This is a genomic window from Lactobacillus huangpiensis, assembly GCF_019972815.1.
Lineage (GTDB): Bacteria > Bacillota > Bacilli > Lactobacillales > Lactobacillaceae > Lactobacillus > Lactobacillus huangpiensis.
Window position 1 is genome coordinate 209945 of the sequence record NZ_BPPA01000001.1, and the last position, 20813, is coordinate 230757.

22 protein-coding genes are annotated in these 20813 nt (G+C 36.0%); 17 read left to right on the forward strand and 5 right to left on the reverse strand.

The window, feature by feature from the left end; all coding sequences use genetic code 11:
- Nucleotides 1-40 precede the first annotated feature (40 nt).
- Nucleotides 41-1096, forward strand: a complete 1056-nt coding sequence (locus LDM90_RS00980) for an ABC transporter substrate-binding protein (RefSeq protein ID WP_034978367.1) — start codon at nt 41-43, stop codon at nt 1094-1096.
- A gap of 63 nt (nt 1097-1159) precedes the next feature.
- Nucleotides 1160-2860 (forward strand): adenine deaminase C-terminal domain-containing protein, encoded by a 1701-nt coding sequence (locus tag LDM90_RS00985; RefSeq protein ID WP_198212621.1) that lies wholly within the window; start codon nt 1160-1162, stop codon nt 2858-2860.
- Nucleotides 2861-2968: 108 nt separating this feature from the next.
- Here the strand turns inward: LDM90_RS00985 and LDM90_RS00990 are convergent, their stop codons facing one another.
- From LDM90_RS00990 to LDM90_RS01005, 4 genes are all read right to left on the reverse strand, one after another.
- Nucleotides 2969-3982 carry an SLAP domain-containing protein gene (locus LDM90_RS00990; protein WP_223896218.1) on the reverse strand — a complete coding sequence of 338 codons (1014 nt, stop codon included), beginning with the start codon at nt 3980-3982 and terminating at the stop codon, nt 2969-2971.
- A gap of 51 nt (nt 3983-4033) precedes the next feature.
- Complete coding sequence (locus tag LDM90_RS00995; protein WP_223896219.1) at nt 4034-4636, reverse strand: hypothetical protein; 603 nt, start codon at nt 4634-4636, stop codon at nt 4034-4036.
- A gap of 43 nt (nt 4637-4679) precedes the next feature.
- On the reverse strand, nt 4680-5204 hold the full coding sequence (locus LDM90_RS01000; RefSeq protein WP_223896220.1) for a hypothetical protein: 525 nt from the start codon (nt 5202-5204) through the stop codon (nt 4680-4682).
- A 336-nt stretch (nt 5205-5540) separates the two neighbouring features.
- Nucleotides 5541-6533 (reverse strand): GMP reductase, encoded by a 993-nt coding sequence (locus LDM90_RS01005; RefSeq protein WP_198212617.1) that lies wholly within the window; start codon nt 6531-6533, stop codon nt 5541-5543.
- Nucleotides 6534-6727: 194 nt separating this feature from the next.
- Between LDM90_RS01005 and LDM90_RS01010 the strand changes: the two genes are divergently transcribed.
- The 15 genes from LDM90_RS01010 to LDM90_RS01080 all read left to right on the forward strand — a co-directional run bounded on the left by LDM90_RS01010 (nt 6728) and on the right by LDM90_RS01080 (nt 19912).
- Nucleotides 6728-8017: an adenylosuccinate synthase gene (locus tag LDM90_RS01010; RefSeq protein WP_223896221.1), complete on the forward strand. Its 1290-nt coding sequence runs from the start codon at nt 6728-6730 to the stop codon at nt 8015-8017.
- A 3-nt stretch (nt 8018-8020) separates the two neighbouring features.
- Nucleotides 8021-9316 (forward strand): adenylosuccinate lyase, encoded by a 1296-nt coding sequence (purB, locus tag LDM90_RS01015; RefSeq protein WP_223896222.1) that lies wholly within the window; start codon nt 8021-8023, stop codon nt 9314-9316.
- Nucleotides 9317-9360: 44 nt separating this feature from the next.
- Nucleotides 9361-9564, forward strand: coding sequence for an FMN-binding protein (locus LDM90_RS01020; RefSeq protein ID WP_223896223.1), 204 nt, complete (start codon nt 9361-9363; stop codon nt 9562-9564).
- A gap of 230 nt (nt 9565-9794) precedes the next feature.
- Nucleotides 9795-10448, forward strand: coding sequence for a deoxyribose-phosphate aldolase (deoC, locus tag LDM90_RS01025; protein WP_223896224.1), 654 nt, complete (start codon nt 9795-9797; stop codon nt 10446-10448).
- Nucleotides 10449-10644: 196 nt separating this feature from the next.
- Entirely contained in the window at nt 10645-12723 is a 2079-nt protein-coding gene (locus LDM90_RS01030) for a BglG family transcription antiterminator (RefSeq protein ID WP_223896225.1), read from the forward strand.
- Nucleotides 12724-12744: 21 nt separating this feature from the next.
- Nucleotides 12745-13050 (forward strand): PTS sugar transporter subunit IIB, encoded by a 306-nt coding sequence (locus tag LDM90_RS01035; RefSeq protein WP_034980994.1) that lies wholly within the window; start codon nt 12745-12747, stop codon nt 13048-13050.
- 23 nt (nt 13051-13073) lie between these two features.
- Nucleotides 13074-14405: a PTS sugar transporter subunit IIC gene (locus tag LDM90_RS01040; protein ID WP_223896226.1), complete on the forward strand. Its 1332-nt coding sequence runs from the start codon at nt 13074-13076 to the stop codon at nt 14403-14405.
- A gap of 21 nt (nt 14406-14426) precedes the next feature.
- Nucleotides 14427-14864 (forward strand): tetratricopeptide repeat protein, encoded by a 438-nt coding sequence (locus tag LDM90_RS01045; RefSeq protein ID WP_223896227.1) that lies wholly within the window; start codon nt 14427-14429, stop codon nt 14862-14864.
- Nucleotides 14865-14908: 44 nt separating this feature from the next.
- Entirely contained in the window at nt 14909-15751 is an 843-nt protein-coding gene (locus LDM90_RS01050) for a class II fructose-bisphosphate aldolase (RefSeq protein WP_223896228.1), read from the forward strand.
- Between the two features lie 5 nt (nt 15752-15756).
- Nucleotides 15757-16365, forward strand: coding sequence for a P-loop nucleotide/nucleoside kinase family protein (locus LDM90_RS01055; protein ID WP_223896229.1), 609 nt, complete (start codon nt 15757-15759; stop codon nt 16363-16365).
- Between the two features lie 237 nt (nt 16366-16602).
- Entirely contained in the window at nt 16603-17064 is a 462-nt protein-coding gene (locus tag LDM90_RS01060; protein ID WP_045928768.1) for a LytTR family DNA-binding domain-containing protein, read from the forward strand.
- The gene (locus LDM90_RS01065; RefSeq protein WP_223896230.1) at nt 17064-17825 is read left to right on the forward strand and encodes a LiaF transmembrane domain-containing protein; all 762 of its coding nucleotides are present in this window, start codon (nt 17064-17066) and stop codon (nt 17823-17825) included. Before LDM90_RS01060 ends, LDM90_RS01065 begins: the two co-directional genes overlap by 1 nt.
- A 15-nt stretch (nt 17826-17840) precedes the next feature.
- A complete protein-coding gene (locus LDM90_RS01070) occupies nt 17841-18176 on the forward strand; it encodes a hypothetical protein (protein WP_223896231.1) in 336 nt (111 codons plus the stop codon).
- A 22-nt stretch (nt 18177-18198) separates the two neighbouring features.
- Entirely contained in the window at nt 18199-19038 is an 840-nt protein-coding gene (locus LDM90_RS01075) for a hypothetical protein (protein ID WP_223898636.1), read from the forward strand.
- Between the two features lie 163 nt (nt 19039-19201).
- A complete protein-coding gene (locus LDM90_RS01080; protein WP_223898638.1) occupies nt 19202-19912 on the forward strand; it encodes a dihydrofolate reductase family protein in 711 nt (236 codons plus the stop codon).
- A gap of 111 nt (nt 19913-20023) precedes the next feature.
- Here LDM90_RS01080 and LDM90_RS01085 read toward each other — a convergent pair whose 3' ends face one another.
- Entirely contained in the window at nt 20024-20755 is a 732-nt protein-coding gene (locus LDM90_RS01085) for a LysR family transcriptional regulator (RefSeq protein ID WP_223896234.1), read from the reverse strand.
- Nucleotides 20756-20813 lie beyond the last annotated feature (58 nt).

The following is a 20813-nucleotide window of genomic DNA, read 5'->3' on the forward strand; positions in this document are numbered from 1 at the left end:
TTCATTAATAAGGCAAGTATGATTTTCGGAAAGGTCTATTATGAAAATTAAAAAAGTATGTTTAATGGCAGCAAGTTTAATTGTTGCGGGAGCAGCTATTGCTACTTCAGCTTGTTCTTCTAAAGCAAACGGTGGCAAGTTGGTTGTTTCTACGTTCGGCATCTTGACCAAGCAAATGAGATCAGATGTACTCAATCCTTTTGCCAAGAAAAATAACGTTAAAGTTTCCGCACAATTTGCTGCAGATACAACTACGAGCTTAACCCAAATTGAGCATAATCCTAACTCTTCAGTTGACGTGATTGAAGTGGCACAAAAGAATGCTTATGCGGGTACGAAAAAGAAGTTGTATAAAAAAGTAGATTTTTCTAAAATCAAAGATTTTAAATATTTATCCAGTAGTGAACAAAAGCTGGCTAAAGACACAGGCACCGTTCCTTATACTGTTAACAGCGTAGGTATAATTTATAATCCTAAAAAAGTTCATATTACTGAATGGGATCAACTGTGGTCTAAAAAGTTAAAGGGCAAGATTGCAATTCCTGATATAGTAACAACTTTTGGTCCTGCAATGCTGTATATTGCGGGTCGCCATGCTAAAGTCGATGTCCCAAGCGACGGTGGTAAAGCAGCTTTTAAGGCTATGAAAGAATTGAAGCCTAATGTGGTTAAGACATACGACCAAAGTTCAGATTTAACCAATATGTTCAAAACAGGTGAAATCAGTGTGGCCGTTGTTGGCGACTATGCTATCAGCATGTTGCAGGCTACTAATCCAGGCCTTAAATACATTGTTCCAGCATCAGGCACATATTCTAACAGCAACGTTGTTGCCATTTTAAAGAATAGCAAGAATACAGATGCTGCTTATAAGTATATTAATTTTAGACTAAGTGAAGCTATTCAAAAGAGATGTGCCAGTGCAAAATCACTTAATAACGCCCCAGTTAACACGCAAGTTAAGTTAACACCGGCTGAAGCCGCTAATAAGACTTATGGGGATGTGGCTAAACGCGCAAAGAGCATGAATTTCTTCTATGTTAATAGCCATTTATCTTCATGGGTTAATCAATGGAATAAAATTATGAATCGGTAAATAGTAATTTAAAAATGAAGGGTTGGAATATTTCAACTCTTTCGTTGTTTATGGGGGAGAAAAATGACACAAGTTGATCTTTTAATAAAAAATGGCCATGTTTTTAATGTTTTTTTACGTAAATTTGTTGATACTCAAGTTACAGTCAAAAATGGCAAATTCTATTGGGTTAACCAGGATTTACCAGGAATTAGGGCTAAAAAGACAATTAATCTCAAGGGTAAGTATCTAATCCCAGGATTTGTTGATGCCCACATGCATATTGATTCATCCATGACTACTCCTGCGATTATGGGACAAACAATTTTAAAATACGGTACAACAACGATTATTGCTGACGATCATGAAGTAACAAATGTTGCTGGTATTAAGGGACTAAAAAATTTCATTGCAGAGCCGTCACCGATTGATATTTTCTTTGGCATTCCATCTTCAGTTCCATCAACGAATCCAGATATGGAAACGACAGGTGGCAAAATTGGCGTGAAAGAAGTACAAGAACTGCTTAAAGATCCGCGCTTTATTTGTTTAGGCGAAGTGATGAACTTTAAGGATATGACTTCTCCGCATAAAACCTTGATCAAAGACATTATCAAAGTTTGTCGTGAGGAAAAACCCACAATGCCTCTTGAAGGTCATGTGCCGGCATATGCTGGTGAAGATCTGGCTAAAGTTATCTACGCTGGAGTTACTACTGATCATACGGAACAGACAGCTGCCTTAGTTAATGAGAAAGTTCCTAATGGCATGTTTGTTGAGGTGCAACTAAAATCAATGCTGCAGGAAGTAATTGACACGATTATTAAGAATAACTACTTTGAACATGTTGCCCTGGTGACAGATGATTCTATGCCTGACACTCTGCTTCATGGTCATTTGAACTATTTGGTGAAAAAAGCAATCAAAATGGGGATGACACCAGAAGAAGCAATTTACATAGCTACCTATACACCGGCTCGCCATATGGGATTATGGGATAGAGGTGCAATTGCTCCTGGCCGAGTAGCTGATTTTGTTATCCTAGATGATCTGCAAGATTTGTCAATCACGGCTGTTTATAAAAATGGGATTAATGCAGCAGATATCAAAGAGCAGACAGGTTACCAATTTTTGCCAGAGTTGCATCACTCGGTTAATGCGCCTAAATTATTACCTGATGACTTTGTGGTTAAAACAGATTTGGTCGCAAACGGAGAAGTATTGGCAAATATTATTCAACTTAATCCTGTGGGTACTTTTACTAACCATATTCAAGAAAAACTCGAGGTAAAAGATCACATAGTTCAATGGCAGAAAGCCGGTTTAGCACTGATTATGGTGCAAGACCGTTATAGCGGTAGCGGACATTATAGTCTTGGTTTCGTTGACCGTGGTATTATAAAAGACGGTGCGGTAGGAGCGACTTGGGCTCATGATCACCACAACATAATGATCATGGGTACGAATACTACCGCAATGCTCAAGATTCAGAATCAACTGGTTGAACAGCAGGGCGGCTATATCGCAGCAAAGGGTGATAAAATAGTTGCCAATGCAAAATTAGCTATTGGCGGCGTTGCCAGTGACCAACCGATGTCTGTTTTAGGTACAGAAATAGGCAAGGTGCGCAAAACATTGCAGGAACTAGGGTATAAAAATCCTAACGAGATTATGTCATTTTCTACTTTGTCTTTACTGGTTTCACCAACCATTAAAATTTCAGATAAGGGTCTATTTGAAGTCAAAAGTCAGAAAAAGATTCCACTTTTTGAAGAAATTAGGTAGAGAATGAGAAAATTAATTAAATAATGACCAAAAAATCTGCTAGTCAGATATTGTGAGATTCCACAATATAAACTAACAGATTTTTTCATACTTAAGAAGTGAAGATGTTTATTTCTTTAACCATTCTTTTACTATAGCCTTATATTGAGCCAAAGTAATTGCGCCATCTTCACCTTCACTAGTTGCGTTAAAAGCATCAGCAGCACCATAAGGAGTTTGAGTCATGTGAGCTATGCCAATTACGCGATGTCCCTTATTTAATAAATTGGTATAGTGTCCTGCCATTCTATAACCGTTTGTTCCTAAAACGGCCTGATTATACACAGGGTCTTCCCAATTAGGAGTGAACTCATAGGGCGCTAGGCTAGGGCTTTTCTTTACGTTCCATTCCCAGGCTACTTTTTCAGTCATCCAGTTGCTAATTGGCTCAGCACCGGCAGAAAGATTTTCCAGGTTGAAATGATAGCCGTAAAAGCCCGGATGATTTAAGGAACCCTGTTTTTGATAATCTGCATCAATCATTGAAATTGCTGTAGAAGTTGGAGAAATCTTTAGCTCACCAACTCCAGCTTTAGTTCTTTCCTTGTTTGCATTAGCAAGACTCTGAAGAGAAGCTTTAATGTTAACGTTGCTGGTAGCATCATCTTTGCCACCTAACTTGACATAAGTATTGAACCATGATGGTGCGCCTTTTTGCGCTTGACTATCAATTTTGCCTGTTCTGAGTAAAGTGGCTGCTTTTTGTGCTTCCTGTCTTTGTGCAGTAGTTAGCGAAGTATCATTTGCCATAAAATCCATCAAACTTGCTCCGTTTTTAGCAGGCCGATTTTTTGGTGTTTTGACTATATTGAGCGGTAAACCATCGTAATAGTGAATATATTTATTTTTACCGATGCGATAATATTTATAGCCTTTAATCTTTTTAATAGAAGTATAATAGAGACTCTTGCTCTTTTTATATACTTTTCTGGTTTTTTTACCCTTGTGATCGTAGACATATGTTTTACTAGACACAAATATTTGATGTTTAGCAGCAAATACGGGTTGTGGGTTACTAAATGAACTAGTACCTAGTAATATTAAAATACTGGCAATTATTGCAATAAAACTTTTTTTCTTCATTGGTTCTCCCTTCATAAAATAATAAAACCTATTTGCCAAAAAATTATTAAATTAATATAATTTTATTTTCGAATTAACGATCTTTTTATTATTATGCATTACCTTTTTCAAAAAGGATTTCTTGGCGCCACAGTTGACATACAGGTCTACTTGAGGAAGGTGGGTACTATGGGAAAGATTGCCTTTGCGTGAAGCCTTCTGAGTAAACCACCGATATTTAGCATAATGTGGGTTATTGAAGTGCATGTCATTTTTAAAACGATATTTTTTCCCTGGCTTAAGGTGAGAAAGATTAGAGCGAAATCGCATTAAATAAACACGACCATGTACAAACTTTTTGTGGTCGATGTTATTTATGTAAATACCATCTTCTTTAGCAGAAAGTCCCGTCGCCTTTTTATTAACAACATATATGCTTGGAGTAAAGAACGTTGGCTTCCCCGTGTTAACTTTTAGATGACGAGTGAAAAAAGTAACATTTCCTACCCAATTACCATAAGCTTTTTTAGTAGAATTAACGTTATAATATTTTTTATCAAAAGCTGCTTTAATTGTTATAGCAGACGCACTAACGCTTTTAGGTGAAAATAGAATAAGGCCAGTCAATAGCACAAAAAAAGTAGCAATAAATTTAACAACTGATTTTTTCTTCATTATTTATTACCTTTAAAAACAAAATAAAAATATCTGGATAAATTTATAAGTCATCGCCACCAATAATAAAGTCGTAATTTGGATATTTGTGATCTTTTAACTTTTTTGCAAGTTTAGCTGTCTGATACCAGTGACTATCTACATACCAATAAACATTCTGATATTCTGCATAACCTAAAACTTTATTACCATCTAATTTAGCAACATTATACCAATCAAGTGTACCTTCGTCAGGGTAACCCCAAATTCCAACTCCAGTCCAAGTATAGCCTTTTTGAGTCATTTTATTTGATAAATAAACCCAAGATCTTGTTTTTTTACTTGGTTTAGGCATAACCTTAGGTTTAGCTTTTAACAATTTAGGATACTGGTGACCATTTTCGTAATAAATTTGTTTTGTTTTAGTGAAAGTCATCTTATCGATTTTCTTTGTCTTGGAATTGTATGAGTACCATGTCCCACACCAGCTTTTAGGAAAAACAGCCTGGGTTTGCTTAGCTTGCACATTACTTGGCGTATTAATAAAATTGCCAATCGTGCCGACACCTATCAAGGTGGCTACCAACATAATCACTTTTTTAAATTACATTTTTTATTACCTCTATACAAAATTCAACTTTACTACAAACAAACTATACGCTTTCTGTACTTCGTGTAACACTTTAAAGCGGATAAAAAAACATAAATAAAGAAATACTAGCCACATAATTGAAAATATATAAGCTCTGCTTTCAGATTTAGGCAAGTCAAAACAGCCTTTGATAAAGATACAAAACCTTTTATATTTTGAACACAAAAAATCCCAGCGCTGACTACCTAACAGAACTGGGATAACATTATTTTAACGGAAAATGCAAATTATTACCATATTTGTCAATGATTTGGGGATAAAAACTTGAACTGCTTATTTGTCGCCATTCATAATTGTATTTTTAACGATCACATAATCAACTAATTTAATTGAACTAAGATCTCTGCCCCCAGCATATGAAATTGAGGACTGCAGATCTTCCTGCATCTCTCTTAAGGTATCGGCAATATGACCACGATAGGGAACGAGCATCTGTTTACCCTCAACGTTTCGATAAGCTCCTTTTTGGACTTCCGAAGCTGACCCCCAATATTGCTTATATGTTTTACCGTTAATTTTGATTACATTACCAGGTGACTCTTCATGCCCTGCAAGCATTGAGCCAATCATAACCATTGTAGCGCCAAAACGAATTGACTTCGCTATATCGCCGTTATAACGGATGCCGCCATCAGCAATCAGCGGTTTGCTTGCTACTTTGCTGCACATTCTTAAAGCGGCGAGTTGCCAGCCACCGGTGCCAAAACCGGTTTTAAGCTTGGTAATACATGCGCGACCAGGACCAACACCAACTTTTGTGGCGTCTGCTCCTGCACCTTCTAATTCACGAACTGCTTCCGGGGTCGCAATATTGCCTGCTGTTAAAAAAGTATCTGGCAATTTTTCTTTGATGTATTTAATCATATCAATAACATAGACAGAATGCCCATGAGCTACATCAATCGTGATATATTCAGGCTTAATGTTTTTAGCAACTAGCTGATCGATAAAATCATATTCGCCTTTTTTAATACCAACAGATATAGAAGCAAATAGGCCTTTTTCATGCATCATCTTGATAAAAGCGAAACGCTTTTCAGGTTGAAAGCGGTGCATGACATAGTAGTAGCCGTTTTGGGCCAGCCAAACCGCCAAGTCATCGTTAATGACGCTTTCCATGTTGGCAGGTACGACTGGTATTTTAAATGTTCGGTTTCCGAACTTAACACTGGTATCTGCATCATGACGGCTCTTAATGATCCCTTTATTCGGAACGAGCTGGATATCATCATAATCAAATGCTTCCATACTGAAATAATTGCTCATAAGTAAATCGGCTCCTAAATAAATATCTTTACAAACGAAGTAACTATAATCAAAAATGCTTTTTTTGTCAATATAAAAATCGAACTATTAAAAATATAATCACCATAATAATTCGCATTTAAATTTGACTAAAGAATGGTAAATTGCTAGACTATTTACGTGATATTTGTAGAAATTTAATGAGGTGAATAAATATGACAGCAGTTGCAGTTGTTGGTAGCCAATGGGGCGACGAAGGAAAGGGCAAAATTACTGATTTTTTGAGTAATGAAGCTGCTTATACTGTTCGTTCAAATGGTGGTAATAATGCTGGCCATACTATTGAAATAAATGGTCAAGATTTTAAAATGCGTTTAATTCCGTCAGGTATTTTTGCGTCAAAAGAAGGGGCCGTAATTGGTAATGGCGTAGTTATTAATCCTGAGGTTTTATTTAGCGAATTAGAGAATCTGGCTGAAAAGGGAATCGATACAAGTAAATTGAAGATCTCTAATCGAGCTCACATCATCATGCCATATCATATCAAGCAAGATGAATACCAAGAAGAAGCAAAAGGTGATCAAAAAATCGGTACTACTAAAAACGGTATTGGACCTGCTTACATGGATAAAGCGTCCAGAATTGGTATTCGTGTTTGTGATCTCCTTGAAAAAGACACTTTTGAAGCAAAATTACGCGCTAATTTAGAGCAAAAAAACGAAGTATTTACCAAAATTTACGGCAAGCCGGCACTGAAATTTGAAGATATTTTTGACAAATACTTTGAATACGGTCAGAAAATGAAAAAATATGTCACAGACACTTCAGTGTTAGTTAATGATGCTCTGGATAATAATGAAAAAGTACTGTTTGAAGGTGCGCAGGGAACTATGCTTGATATAGATGAGGGAACATATCCATTTGTTACTTCGTCAAACACAATTTCAGGTGGAATTGCCAGCGGTATCGGTGTTGGTGCCAACCGGGTAAAAAGTGTTATCGGTGTCTGCAAAGCTTATACCACCCGTGTTGGTGCTGGTCCTTTTCCTACTGAATTACTAGATGAAACTGGTGACCGTATTCGCGAAACTGCTCATGAATATGGCACAGTTACCGGTCGTCCTCGGCGCGTGGGCTGGTTTGATTCAGTTGCTTTACGTCACGCCAAACGCGTTTCTGGTATCAATGGTTTAAGTCTTAACTTGCTTGATATTTTTAGCGGTTTTGACACTATTAAAATTGCAACTGCTTATGAACTTGATGGTCAAAAAATTGATTACTATCCTGCAAGTCTAAAAGAATTAGACCGCTGCCAACCTGTTTACGAAGAATTACCTGCTTGGAAAGAAGATATCACAGGTGCTAAGACTTGGTCTGATTTGCCAGAAAACGCACAGAAGTTTTTAAACCGTGTTTCAGAACTTGTAGGCATACCTTTAGTTACTGTTTCGGTAGGCCCTGATCGTGAACAAACGATTGTTTTACAAAATCCGTGGGAAATGTAATTTATGCTGGAACGTTATACTCGCCCTGAAATGGGTAAAATATGGTCTGATGAAAATAAATATGAAGCATGGCTAAAAGTAGAAATTGCTGCTACCAATGCCTGGAGTGAATTAGGCGAAGTCCCAAAAGAAGATGCTGCTAAAATTGCTCAAAATGCCAGCTTCACGCCAGAGCGGGTGTCAGAATTGGAGCAGGTAACTCATCATGACGTGGTTGCTTTTACACGCACAGTTTCTGAAAGCCTTGGACCTGAGAAAAAGTGGGTACACTTTGGTCTGACTTCGACGGATGTTGTTGATACGGCACAGGGATATATCTTAAAACAGGCAGATGAGATTATTCGTCAAGATCTGCACGAACTAAAAAAGACGATTGCTGAAAAAGCACGTAAATATAAAAATACGGTGGAAATGGGGCGCACGCATGGTGTGCAAGCTGAACCCACTACTTTTGGCTTAAAACTAGCTCGCTGGTATGCGGAAATTAATCGTGATATTGAACGCTTTGAACATGCAGCAAAAGGAGCAGAATCAGGAAAAATTTCCGGAGCCGTTGGGACTTTTGCTAACGTACCGCCAGCTGTTGAAACCAGTGTCTTAAAACAGCTAGGCTTAACTCAGCAGCCAATTACCAGTCAAGTACTGCCGCGTGATTTGCATGCTGAATATATTGCTACTTTGGCGTTAATAGCCACAAGTATTGAAAATTGGGCAACCGAAATTAGAAGTTTGCAACGTTCTGAAATTCACGAAGTAGAAGAGCATTTCCGTGCAGGGCAAAAAGGTTCTTCAGCAATGCCTCACAAACGTAATCCTATTGGCTCAGAAAATCTTTGCGGAATGGCACGGGTTTTACGGGGTCATATTATAACTGCTTATGAGGATGTATCACTTTGGCATGAACGCGATATTTCCCATTCCAGTGCTGAACGTGTAATTTTACCTGATACTACAATTGGTATTGATTATATGCTTGATCGTTTTAACCGCATTTTGACTAACCTTGATGTTTTTCCAGAAACCATGCTTAAGAACATGGATAAAACTTATGGTCTGATTTATTCACAGCGCTTGCTTTTAAAATTAATTGATGAAGCAGGTCTTTCTCGTGAAGATGCTTATGATATGGTTCAGAAGTTAACCACAAGATCTTGGAACGAAGGAATTTCCTTTAGGAAATTAGTTGAAAGCAGTCCAATCATGAACTATCTTTCAGAAGATGATGTAAGTGATGCATTTGATTATCATTACCATTTGCGTCATGTTGATGAAATCTTTAAAAAAGTTGGTTTAGAATAAATAATTAGTAAAGCAGTTCACTTAATAGTGAGCTGCTTTTTGTCATGGAATTTAAATTACTGATAAATAAAAAAGTTGAGGTGCTGAAACAAGCTGAATCTGATGATTATGGCCAGAAGGCAATTAACGAATTACCTCAAAAAATGGTCGATGAAAATAAGGTTGACGTAGATGCGGATTCGGGCGCCTCTAATACTACTAGAGGATTAAAAGATGCTGTCAGGGATGCATTAAGCAAAATTAAATAGATATTTATCAAGAATTTAATAAGCATTTAAAACAGGTCATAAATTTGGTTAAAACTTATGACCTGCTTTTTGTATTATGAAGTTAGGGCAAGTTAACCTGGTAATCATTAAACTGAAACATTGTTTATGAATTTACCTGAAAATTTTGAAAAAGAAAGTGCTTTTAAAAAATTTCTTAACCATTAATCTATATTTATAACTACTTTATTTACAGAAAGGGAGAAAAAGTAATGGAAAAAATTAATAAATATATTGATCATACTTTATTGGAGCCAAATGCGACTCAAGAGCAAATTGATAAGGTGATTTCAGAGGCTAAAAAATATCAATTTGCGTCTGTCTGTGTAAATCCTTTTTGGGTAAAATATGTGAGTGAAAAATTACAAGGAACAAAAATTAATACTGTAACGGTGATTGGTTTTCCCCTAGGAGCAACTACTACTGAAACTAAAGTTTTTGAAGCAACACAAGCAGTCGCAAATGGTGCCGATGAGTGTGATATGGTCCAAAATATTGGAGCATTTCTTTCAGAAGACTATGATGTGGTGCTTAAAGATGAAAAAGCGGTTGTCGAAGCGGTACATTCAAAGGGAAAAAAGGTAAAAGTAATTCTTGAAAATTGTTTTCTTAATTCGCAACAAATTAAAAAAGCATGCTTGATAGCAGAAAAATCTGGTGCTGATTTCGTGAAAACGTCAACTGGCTTTGCAAAATATGGAGCCAGAGCAGAAGATGTTAAGATTATGGCCGCAACCGTCGGAACTAAAATGGGCATCAAAGCAGCAGGCGGTATTCATACTAAAGCTGAAGCCTACCAAATGATTGCTAGTGGAGCTACCAGATTAGGGGCAAGTGCAAGTCTAAAAATAATAAAAGAATTGTAGATTTGGCACAAAAATAAATATTTAGAGAAGACACTGTATTTGTTAACGCGAGGTGTCTTCTTTTTTAGTGTAGTTTTTTGCAAAATTTTGTTGAAAGCAGGTAGACTATGTGTCTTATTTTTCCAAAAAAAGTGGAAACAATAAACTCTTTTTTATATGTAAGCGGTAACGTATTATTTGAATTGAGGTGAGGAATATGAAAGACCGGCAATTACTGATAATAAATGAGTTGCTTGATAAAGAAAATTTATCAATCGATGAATTGAGTCAAGCCTTGAATGTTTCTTCCAGAACTATCAGAAATGATGTGGATGATATTAACAGAACTTTAAGTGACCTTTCAATTACTGGAATTTCTAATAAGCGGGGGCAACTTTATTTTTGTCTTGATTTGGATGCCAGGCATTCCTTATCTCACTCTTTAAAAATTAGTTCGGATACGTTTCTTGATCCTAGAGAAAGACAGCTTCATATCATTATCAGCTTTCTAAAAGCTCCTCACCAGGTAAAAATTTATGAAGAACAAAAGCGGCTGAATATAAGTAAAAGCACGATGGACAAGGATATGCGCCAGGTTAGAGAATTTCTTGCCAAATATTCTCTGACCTTAGATACGCAGCAAGGAGCAAAAATTGAAGGTGCTGAAAGAAATATCAGAACAATGATTCAACAATTGATTGTTGAAAATATTGATATTTCCCAATTAACGGAAAAAGGCAGCTTTGAAGGAAGTGATAGTTACCAAATAGTAATTGATTATTTAAATCCTCAGGTACTTAAGCAAACTAATAAAGTTGCTAAAGAGCTGATACTTGGTGGTCGTTATGAAGGAGTTTCTGCTAGAGAAGCACAAATTTCTGTTTTAATGGCCATTTGGATTAGACGTTTGCAGGAAAAACAATATCTTGATGACAGTCAGGTTTCTACTCTAGAAATTGCTAATACTAGAATTATGAAATCTGTAAACAATTTACTGGACAATTTGGAACTGACAGTACCGGAAAATGAAAAAAGCTATATGACTTTTATTCTTAAAACATTTTTGGGTGAAAAAGAGGTAAGAATTGACAAATGGGCTGAATCGGAACTTCTGACTTTACGGTTAATAGATTATATGAGTGATATAGAAAAAATTAATTACCGTGATTCTGAACAACTTTATGAACAGCTTAATTCACATATTTCAGCATTTTTGCAAAGGCAGGAAAATCATATTGAAGTATTTAATCCGTTAACTGAAGTTCTTAAGAATAGCTATGCAACTATTTATCAAGATATCTCAGCTTTTTTTAAAAGCAGATACAGTAAAAACGTTTCAGCAGGAGAGAAAGCTTTCATAACGGTTTACTTTAGTACTTATTACGAAGAAAGCGTCAAAGAAAACAACTTTTACAGAATTGCGGTTCTTTGTAATTATGGCGAAGCTACCGGTCAGCTATTAGCTGCCAATATTTCTAGAAACATGAATGTCGAAGTTGTGGCAGTTTTAGGATTACAAGATATAAATTCTTTAAGAAAGCTAAACATAGATTTTGTCGTTAAGACAATTAATGAATCAACAGGAATGGTCCCCAGTTTTAAAATGCCTCCTGTTCCCAGAAAGCAAGACTATCAGGAGTTAAAGAAATTTATTGCCAAAGCAGATATTAAAAAACATATGCTGTCTTTAAAGCAAAGTCCTTCAGTTAAGAAAAATTTGCTTAAAGACACCATTTCGCTAATTGAATCAGAAACCAGAAAAAATGTTTCAGCCCGCTTAGTGGACAAATTAATTGAAATTTTTTCTGAACATCATATTGAAATAAAAGAGAGGGAGGTGAGGCCAATGCTTCAAGATTTGTTAACTGATGACAAAATCCAAATACACATAACGGCTAATAATTGGTGTGAAGCAATTGAAAAAACCAGCCAACCGCTAATAAAAAATAAATCAATTAATGATGATTATGTTGTCGCAATGGAAGAATCAGTTAAAAAATTCGGACCTTATATTGTCATAGGTCCTGGAATTGCTTTGGCCCATGCAAGACCGGAGGACGGGGTTGCAAAATTGGATGTCAGTGTAGCATCACTGGCTGAACCAATAGAATTCGGCAACAAGGCAAATGATCCAGTAAAAATCATTTTTGTTTTGTCTGCAATTGACAGCTATTCACATTTAAATGTTTTAAAAGCAATTGTGGATTTAATAAATAAGCCAAATAAGATTGAAGAACTTTTTAATACGGGCGATAAGGAAAGTTTTAAAAAGACCTTGTTTGGCGTAGAAAAATAATAGAGTTAGGAGTGTAAAAATATGGCAAAAGTACCTACAGTGTTCTTTATTTGCGGCAATGGCTTGGGCTCAAGCTTAGCTTGTCAGATGGAAGCAGATGATGTTTTCAGTGAAGCCGGTATCGAAGTTAATTCAGATCATGATTCGATTTCAGATGCACCTTCACTCAATGCCGATGTTATTGTTTCAGCAAGCAATTTTGAATCTCAATTTGCCAATATGCAAATTGATCCCAAAACCAAATTTGTCTATTTAGACAACATCGTTGATAAAGACGAAATTAAAGAAAAAGTTTTACCAGTTGTGAAACAAATTGCAGATAGTTAAGTTTATAAAAAGGAGTGAGAGAAATGGTCGTTATTCAATGGATAATTAACAATATCCTTACTCAGGCAGCAATTTTAATTTCATTAATTGCGATGCTGGGATTAATATTACAGGGTAAAAAAATAGGAGCGGTCATCAGTGGTACGCTTAAAACTTTGCTTGGGTTTGAAGTTTTGTCCGCTGGTTCGACAATTATTCAACAAAGTTTGGCTTATTTTGCAGTAATTTTTCAGCATGGTTTTCACACTAAAGGTATTGTACCTAGTATTGAAGCCATTAATGGTCAGGCAATGAACAAGTTGGGTTTGGGTAATAGTATTGCCTTAACTCTTTTAGGTATTTTCATTGTGAACATTATCATAGCCAGATTTACTAAATGGAAGTATGTCTTTTTAACCGGACAAGCTTTATTATGGATGGCAACTATGACTGTTATTGGTGGTCACTTTGCCGGCTTAAAAGGTTTTCCGTTAATTTTAATGGGTAGTATTATAGGTGGTATTTTTGCTATTGCAATGCCGGCATTAGCGCAACCAATTGTACGTAAAATTACTGGCAGCAATGCAATTGCCCTGGGTCACTTTTGTACAATTGGATATCTAGTTGAGGCAGGTGTGGCCTGGCTAGTCAGAGACCGCAAAGTTGATCAACATGTGACTAACATTAAAGAAAGAACAGATTCTTGGGAACACGTTAAGCTTCCTAAGAGCATGTCATTTTTACAGGATAATTCCCTTTCTATTATGGTAGTAATGGTTCCTTTATACATTATTACTGCTGCTTTTGCTGGTCCTTACTGGTCTATTAAAGCTGCTGGAGGAGCTGCAGGAGGCGTAAACTACATTATTTATGCCTTTTTACAAGCTATTCAATTTACAGTTGGTGTTTATGTAATGCTTTCAGGGGTTCGTTTGATGTTAGGTGAAATTGTTCCTGCCTTTCGTGGTATTGCTATGAAGGTAGTTCCTAACTCAGTACCTGCTCTTGACTGTCCAGTTTTATTCCCATATTCACCAAATGCAGTCATTATTGGTTTCATAACGACAACTATTGGGACAGTGATTGGCATGTTCTTATCCCCATTAGTAGGACTAGCAGTTATCTTGCCAGGTATGACTACCAATTTCTTTGCGGGCGGTACTGCAGGAATCTTTGGTAACGCAATTGGCGGCAAACGTGGTGCCATCATTGGTGGTATTGCACACGGTTTGTTTATTACCTTGCTTCCAGCACTTTTAGTTGGCGCATTATCATCAGTTGGCTTTGTCAACGCCACAGCTACAGATGTTGATACCATTACCGCTGCTTTATTATATCTGTGGGTTATTGCACCAGCCTTTCATGCCTTTGGCTAATTACTTTGGAGGTGTTTAATAATGTCGTTTTGGTCGAAAATTTTTAAATCAAATGCAACGGAAAGTAATTCAGCTGCAGATAAAGAAACTAATGAAACAAGCAGCCAGTTAACAGACGATGAAAAGCAACAGATCAAGAGTCAAATCAAAGACTTAACTGAACAACTTAATGACAACGACTCAGAGTCAGTAGCAAGCAATAAACAAAAAGCTACTGTTTTAACCCAGTTAGGGCAGAACTATCAAAAGCTGGGTAATGTTGATGATGCTATTGATGCTTATGAAAAAAGCTTGAAACTCAACGAGGATTTTGGTCCGGCTTTTGACGGTTTGCTTAAGCTTTATGATATCAAACGGCAAAAAGCTGCTTATGCTAAAGATAATGATGAAATACAAAAATGGCTCAACAAGGGTGACGAATTAACGGCATTATCTAAGAAAATAATGCGTTCTAAATAAATTTCCAGATTATATAATTGAAATTCACAATTAAAGGAGAAAAAATGGCTTATAAAACGTTAAAAGAAGTACTAAAAGAAGCAGAAGAAATGGATTTCACAGTCGGTGCGTTTAATGCTCATAACTTAGAAATGGTTCCGGCTATGATTGAAGCTGCACACCAAGAAGGGGCTCCTATTATTATTCAAACTTCTGTTGGTACGGCTGATACGGAGGGGATGAGAAACTTTGTAGCTGTTTGCAAAAGCATGGCAGAACACGAAGCGGTGGATGTTGTGCTCCACTTAGATCATGCCCGTGATATTAAAGACATTGAAAGAGCAATTGCAGCCGGATACAGTTCGGTCATGTTTGACGGGTCATTACTTTCATTTAAGGAAAACATTGCCAAGACCAAGAGAGTTGTAGAATATGCCCATAAACGCGGTGTCTCAGTTGAGGGTGAAATTGGAACTATCGGTGGAACTGAAGAGGGTTTTACCGTTAAAGAAGGAAACTATACTCGTCCTGAAGATGCTGTCAAATTCTTGCAAGAATGTGACGTTGATGCTTTAGCTGTGGGCGTTGGTACACATCACGGGCAATTTCAATCTAAAACCGAGTTGAACTTTCCACTTATTGAAGATTTGCATAGTAAACTGGATAAGCCAATGGTTATCCATGGTGGAACAGGAGTTAACGAGGAAGATTACCATAGACTGACCGAAAATGGTATTCGCAAGTTTAACGTCGGAACTGAACTATTAGTTTCATGGACTAAGAAAGCAAAAGAGATGTTTGACAAAACCGAAGTTAATGAATCTCTGAGAAATAACATTATTCCATGTAACGAAAGCGTTCATAATATTATTAAACATAAAATTGAATTATTCATGAATAAAGGGTGATCTCGTTGAAAAAAACGATGTTACTTTTAGCTGGTTGTCCTGGTACCGGTAAATCTTATTTGGCAAAACTGATATGCAAGGCCATTCCCGATTATTTTAATGAGGTTTCTATAGATCTGTTTAAAGAGCAGCTTTATGAAAGTAAAGGCTTTGATAATCCGTCTGAAAAAACAGAGTTAGATAATCAAGCGTACAATATGTTTTACCAAAATGTCGCAAACTTTATGAAAAAAGGTCAATCAATTATTTCTGATTACCCTTTTTCCTATCGCCAGCATGATACCTTAGAAAAATTAGCTAACAAGTATCATTTTCAAATAATTACAATTACGTTGACTTGTGATTCAGATATTTTATATGAAAGACAGAGAAAACGTGATTTGGATCCTGATCGTCCTTTAGGATTCATAATGAACCATTATCATAAAGGTGATACTTTAACCGACAGGACAAAAATGGATATCCAAAAAACAAAACAGGAATTTGAAAGTTTTAATAAAAAAAGAGGATATTCAACTTTTAAATTAGGTAAAACAATTTTTCTTAATGTTTCTGATTTTAGTAAAGTTGATTATGACGGTACAATTGTTAAGCTAAAAAGCTGGGTCAACTAGGTACAAATTTACTTCTTAATATTTTGTTCAATATTCATTTAAAAACAATATTTTAGCCGTATTTCGTATTAAAGCGAATTACGGCTTTTTAAGTACTCTTGAATTTTTTGGCTTCTTCTGAATCAAAAAAATATGCCACTTGGTTTCTTATAATTGCCACTTAGTTAAAAGTGCTAGATTTTACATTAAAATAAGCGTTTAATTAAATCATCAAGTGATGAAGGGCAGGTGAGAAGCGTGAAAATAAAAATAGAACTGAATCCGGATATGGAAGATGACGATACCAGTGTAACAATTCATGCTAAATCTGTGACGCCAGAAGTTGAACAGATATACCGACAGTTGCAAGGTATCAGTGAACATCCTGACCAAATAGAAGGCAAAAAAGATAATGTGTCCTATTACTTGAGCATGAATGAGATTTTATTTTTTGAAACAGAAGATAAACAGGTGATTGCACATACTGCCAAGGATGCCTTTACCGTAGACTACAAACTCTATGAACTAGAAAATTTGTTAAATAATCAGTTCATGCGGGTATCTAAGTCAACAATTTTAAATTTAAATCAAATTTATGCGTTAACACGTTCGATTTCTAACTGTAAGATTAATTTTCGCGATTCTTATAAAACTGTCTATGTTTCACGTCACTACTATCACAATTTGAATGATAGGTTAAACGAGAGAAGGTCATCATAATGAAAAAATTTAAACTTAGAGAAATATTTTGGGGCATTGCTCTAGTAGCAGCTGCCGTATTCTTAGTCCTTAATCAGCTGCATCTGCTTTCATTTCATTTAAAAGTAAGCATGATTATTTGGACTATCATATTCGGAGCAGCACTGATCGAAAGCGTGGCTAATAAAAGCTTGTTTGGTACAACTTTTTCCATTGCCTTTTTATTAATTGTTTACGCTGAACCCTTGCATATTACCAAAATTGTACCATGGACGGTCTTAGTGGCGGCGTTATTAATTTATTTAGGTTTAACGCTGATTTTTAAGAGAAGCTGGTTTCCCAGGATAGTCTATTTTAACCAAAAAAAAGACGGCAAATGGAAGAACTTTAGCAATAATCGTTCAAGAATTGATAATAACGTATTCAGTAGCGGTACTGGAAAAGTTGATGGAGAAGATATAGTAATCAATCAGCGCTTGTCATCAGTTTCGCGCTACGTTCATTCACAAAATTTACGCAGTATAACAATTAATTCTTCTTTGGGTGAAGTAGAAGTCTACCTTGATCAAGCTAAAGCTGCAGGCGATGTAGTGACCGTTGACATTAGTGGCACTATGGGTGAGATTGAAATTTACGTTCCAACTTCATGGAAAGTCAACAGTGATAACTTGAACTTAGCTCTGGGAGAATTAGATATTAATGACGAATCTACCGGTGACGGTCCTACATTAATGCTAACTGGGCATTTCAGCATGGGTGATGTGGAAGTTAATTATATTTAACTTGGGAAAAATAAAATGGTTAATTTAAAACAATTACATGATTATGTCAAAGAAAATTATGAAGCCGGAAACTATAAAGATGCTGAAAAAGCCTATAAAAAATGGCATGATACCAATGATTATACCTATCATGCAGCAAAAACTGCTGTGGAAAAGAGTTCTCTCAGTGATTATCAAATGGGTTATGAACAAGCCAAAAAGGACTATGCAGAGAGTCATTCTTTCAAGGTTTTTCCTAAAAAAGGTGTTAACTTAGTTAATCGTGTTACCCAGAATAAAGCAATTGAAATAGAACGCTACATTGACGGCTACAATGATGCCAAGACCAAAATTTTACGGGCGAAAAAATAGCCCATAAAGGAGATTATTAATTATGTATGGCTCACTATTAGCCAATGTAAGTCCAGATAGAAAAATTAAGGAAGCTGTAGAACAATTTCCTCAACATACACAAGCCTATTATCTGGAAAATAAGCCAGTCGGATTAATGACCTGTTGGCAAAATGCTTTTCACCCTTATTCCTTAAATTTTGCGGGCTATCTTGCACCTAGATTAACCAGCGGTGAACAAATGCAGGTTTATGAGCAAATACTGACGGATTTAACGGCAAAAGCCCAAAAAAATCACCAAAACGCATTAATTACTTATGATTATGCACCGCAGTTGCTCTTTAATGCTATTGGTCAAAAAAATGGTTTTAAATTAATCAGAACTACTGTAGAACCCCAGATACCTTTGAAAAGGGCACTGAAAAATATTCTGATAGATACTGATTTGCAGATGGTCACTCTACACGAAATAAAAAAAGATTCTGTAATAATGAATAGGCTGGCACAAGTGAGCTTCTCAGATTATCAAAAAAATCATTTAGCAAATCCGGTTGCAAAGATACCTCTTAGTGAGTGGAGCAAAACCATTTTCACTGATCAACTTGAACACGCCCCCTTAGCGCTAATTGCTGCTGGACAAATTAAGGCTTATTGCTTTTCTTTTGAGGATACCCCTCAAAAATTGACTTTAGGATGGATGTGTGCTGTTAAGCCTAATTTATTAGACCAATTGCAACAGCAATTGCTAAATTGGGCACAAGCAAAATATCAAACTTTAAGTGGTGAATTTGACTCTACAGACCCGTTAGCAACGCGGACTTACAGAAAGTATGCGTTTAATCTGTGTCCAGTTTATGAAACGTATTTAAAGGAACTTTTTTAAACATTTGAGGAACGACAAGCTATTAATAGTTTGTCGTTTTTTATAGGTAGAAAAAATTCATGTTGACTTAAAGTTCACTTGAAGTATTACCATTAATCTAATCGTCGGATGAACAAGCTTGGTTAATGTTAAAAAGCGATAAAACCAAACTGTTTATAATAAAATGAAAAGTGATAGAAAGACTGGTATACCCATGAAACGTGGTAAAGTTATTGTCCACATGTATGTTTCAATTGATGGCAAATACGGTAGTAGTATTTCTAGTCAATATTATTCAGATGAATTATTTGAATTAAGCAATGCTGATGCTAATGGTCGTGAAACTATTCAAATGTATGCCACGCCAGCTAACGCACAGATTGATTTAAGCAAATATCCTGCAGATAAAATTGAATACGAAGATTGGCTGCCGGATATTAAGTCACAAACCTGGTCGGTTTCTTTTGATCGCAAGGGCAAATGCAACTGGACACAAAACTATTTCGAATATAATGGTTATAAGATGCATGCAATTGAAATAGTTACTAAGCAGGCAAGTAAAAATTATTTAGCTTACTTACGTACCTTACAAATTCCTTATATTATTAGTGGTGAGCAGGAATTTAACTTAACAGAAGTTCTGGTTAAGTTAAAACAGCATTTTAATATCACAACGCTTGCTGTTTGCGGTGGCTCAATTATTGACGGTGTCTTTTTAAAGGAACACTTAGTTGATGAAATTTCTTTAGTAGTTGCACCACATGTAAACGGAGATTCCCAACAAAAATCTGCTTTTAACACTTTAGGTAAATATATTGATGATTTATTTGCCTTTGTAAGTGCCAAAAAATTAGCAGACGGCGGCGTACACCTGTTGTTTAAGAAGCAAAGTTAGTTCCTCTTAATACTAAAAGATTGGGCAATTTGGAGTAGCAAACTGTTTTCAGTTTGCTACTTTTAATTTTGCCAAAATTTTAACCAACGAATATGGCGTCTTTTTACTTGTCTATAATTGATAGCGATAAAAATAATAGGGGATATTCCAACTTTGCGAATCAGCTGCAACTAAATCATCATCCATTAAGTATTTAGGCAATAATGCAGTTGCCTGGCCTTTTTTGACCAGCTCTAAAATCATTTCCAACGAATCAATTTCAGTGACGCTGTTTTTATTCTGCGTTAATTTGAGAGTCAAGTTACGAAACGGACAATTTATGTCTGCGTTTATGGCAACCGGTACTCTTTTATTTTCCTGCTTTTTGCCTTTTAAAAAACAGGCTTGTAAATGGCTTTTCTTGATTAACGAATATTGGGGTAAAGTGATCGGAGTAAAGGCCCAGACCATGTCATAGGGATGCTTAGTCAATAATTCTTGAATTTCATTAGTGCTTTTAATAATGACTTCATATTGATCAAGTGCAAACTGTTTCTTTTGGGTAATAATATAGCCAAAAAGCAATTCGGAGATTAAAACTTTGGGTTTGTTACTGGTTAAATCGTCTTTGAAGTCTTGATAGTTTTGTAGTGCCTTAGTCGCAAAATGATACATTTTTTGCCCATTTTTAGTTGGTCTGACCCCTAAATTAGAACGCACAAAAAGTGGTGCTTTCAGTTCTCGCTCCATTGTTTTGAGCCTGGCCGTAATATTGGATTGAGTGTAGCCCAATTTCAATGCCGCTTTATTCAGTGATCTAGTTTCATAAATTGTTTGGTAAATATATAAATCGTTAAAATTCATAATACTCCATATCATTAAAAGTGATAACCCTATTACAATCTCGGATTATGCAGAGTGA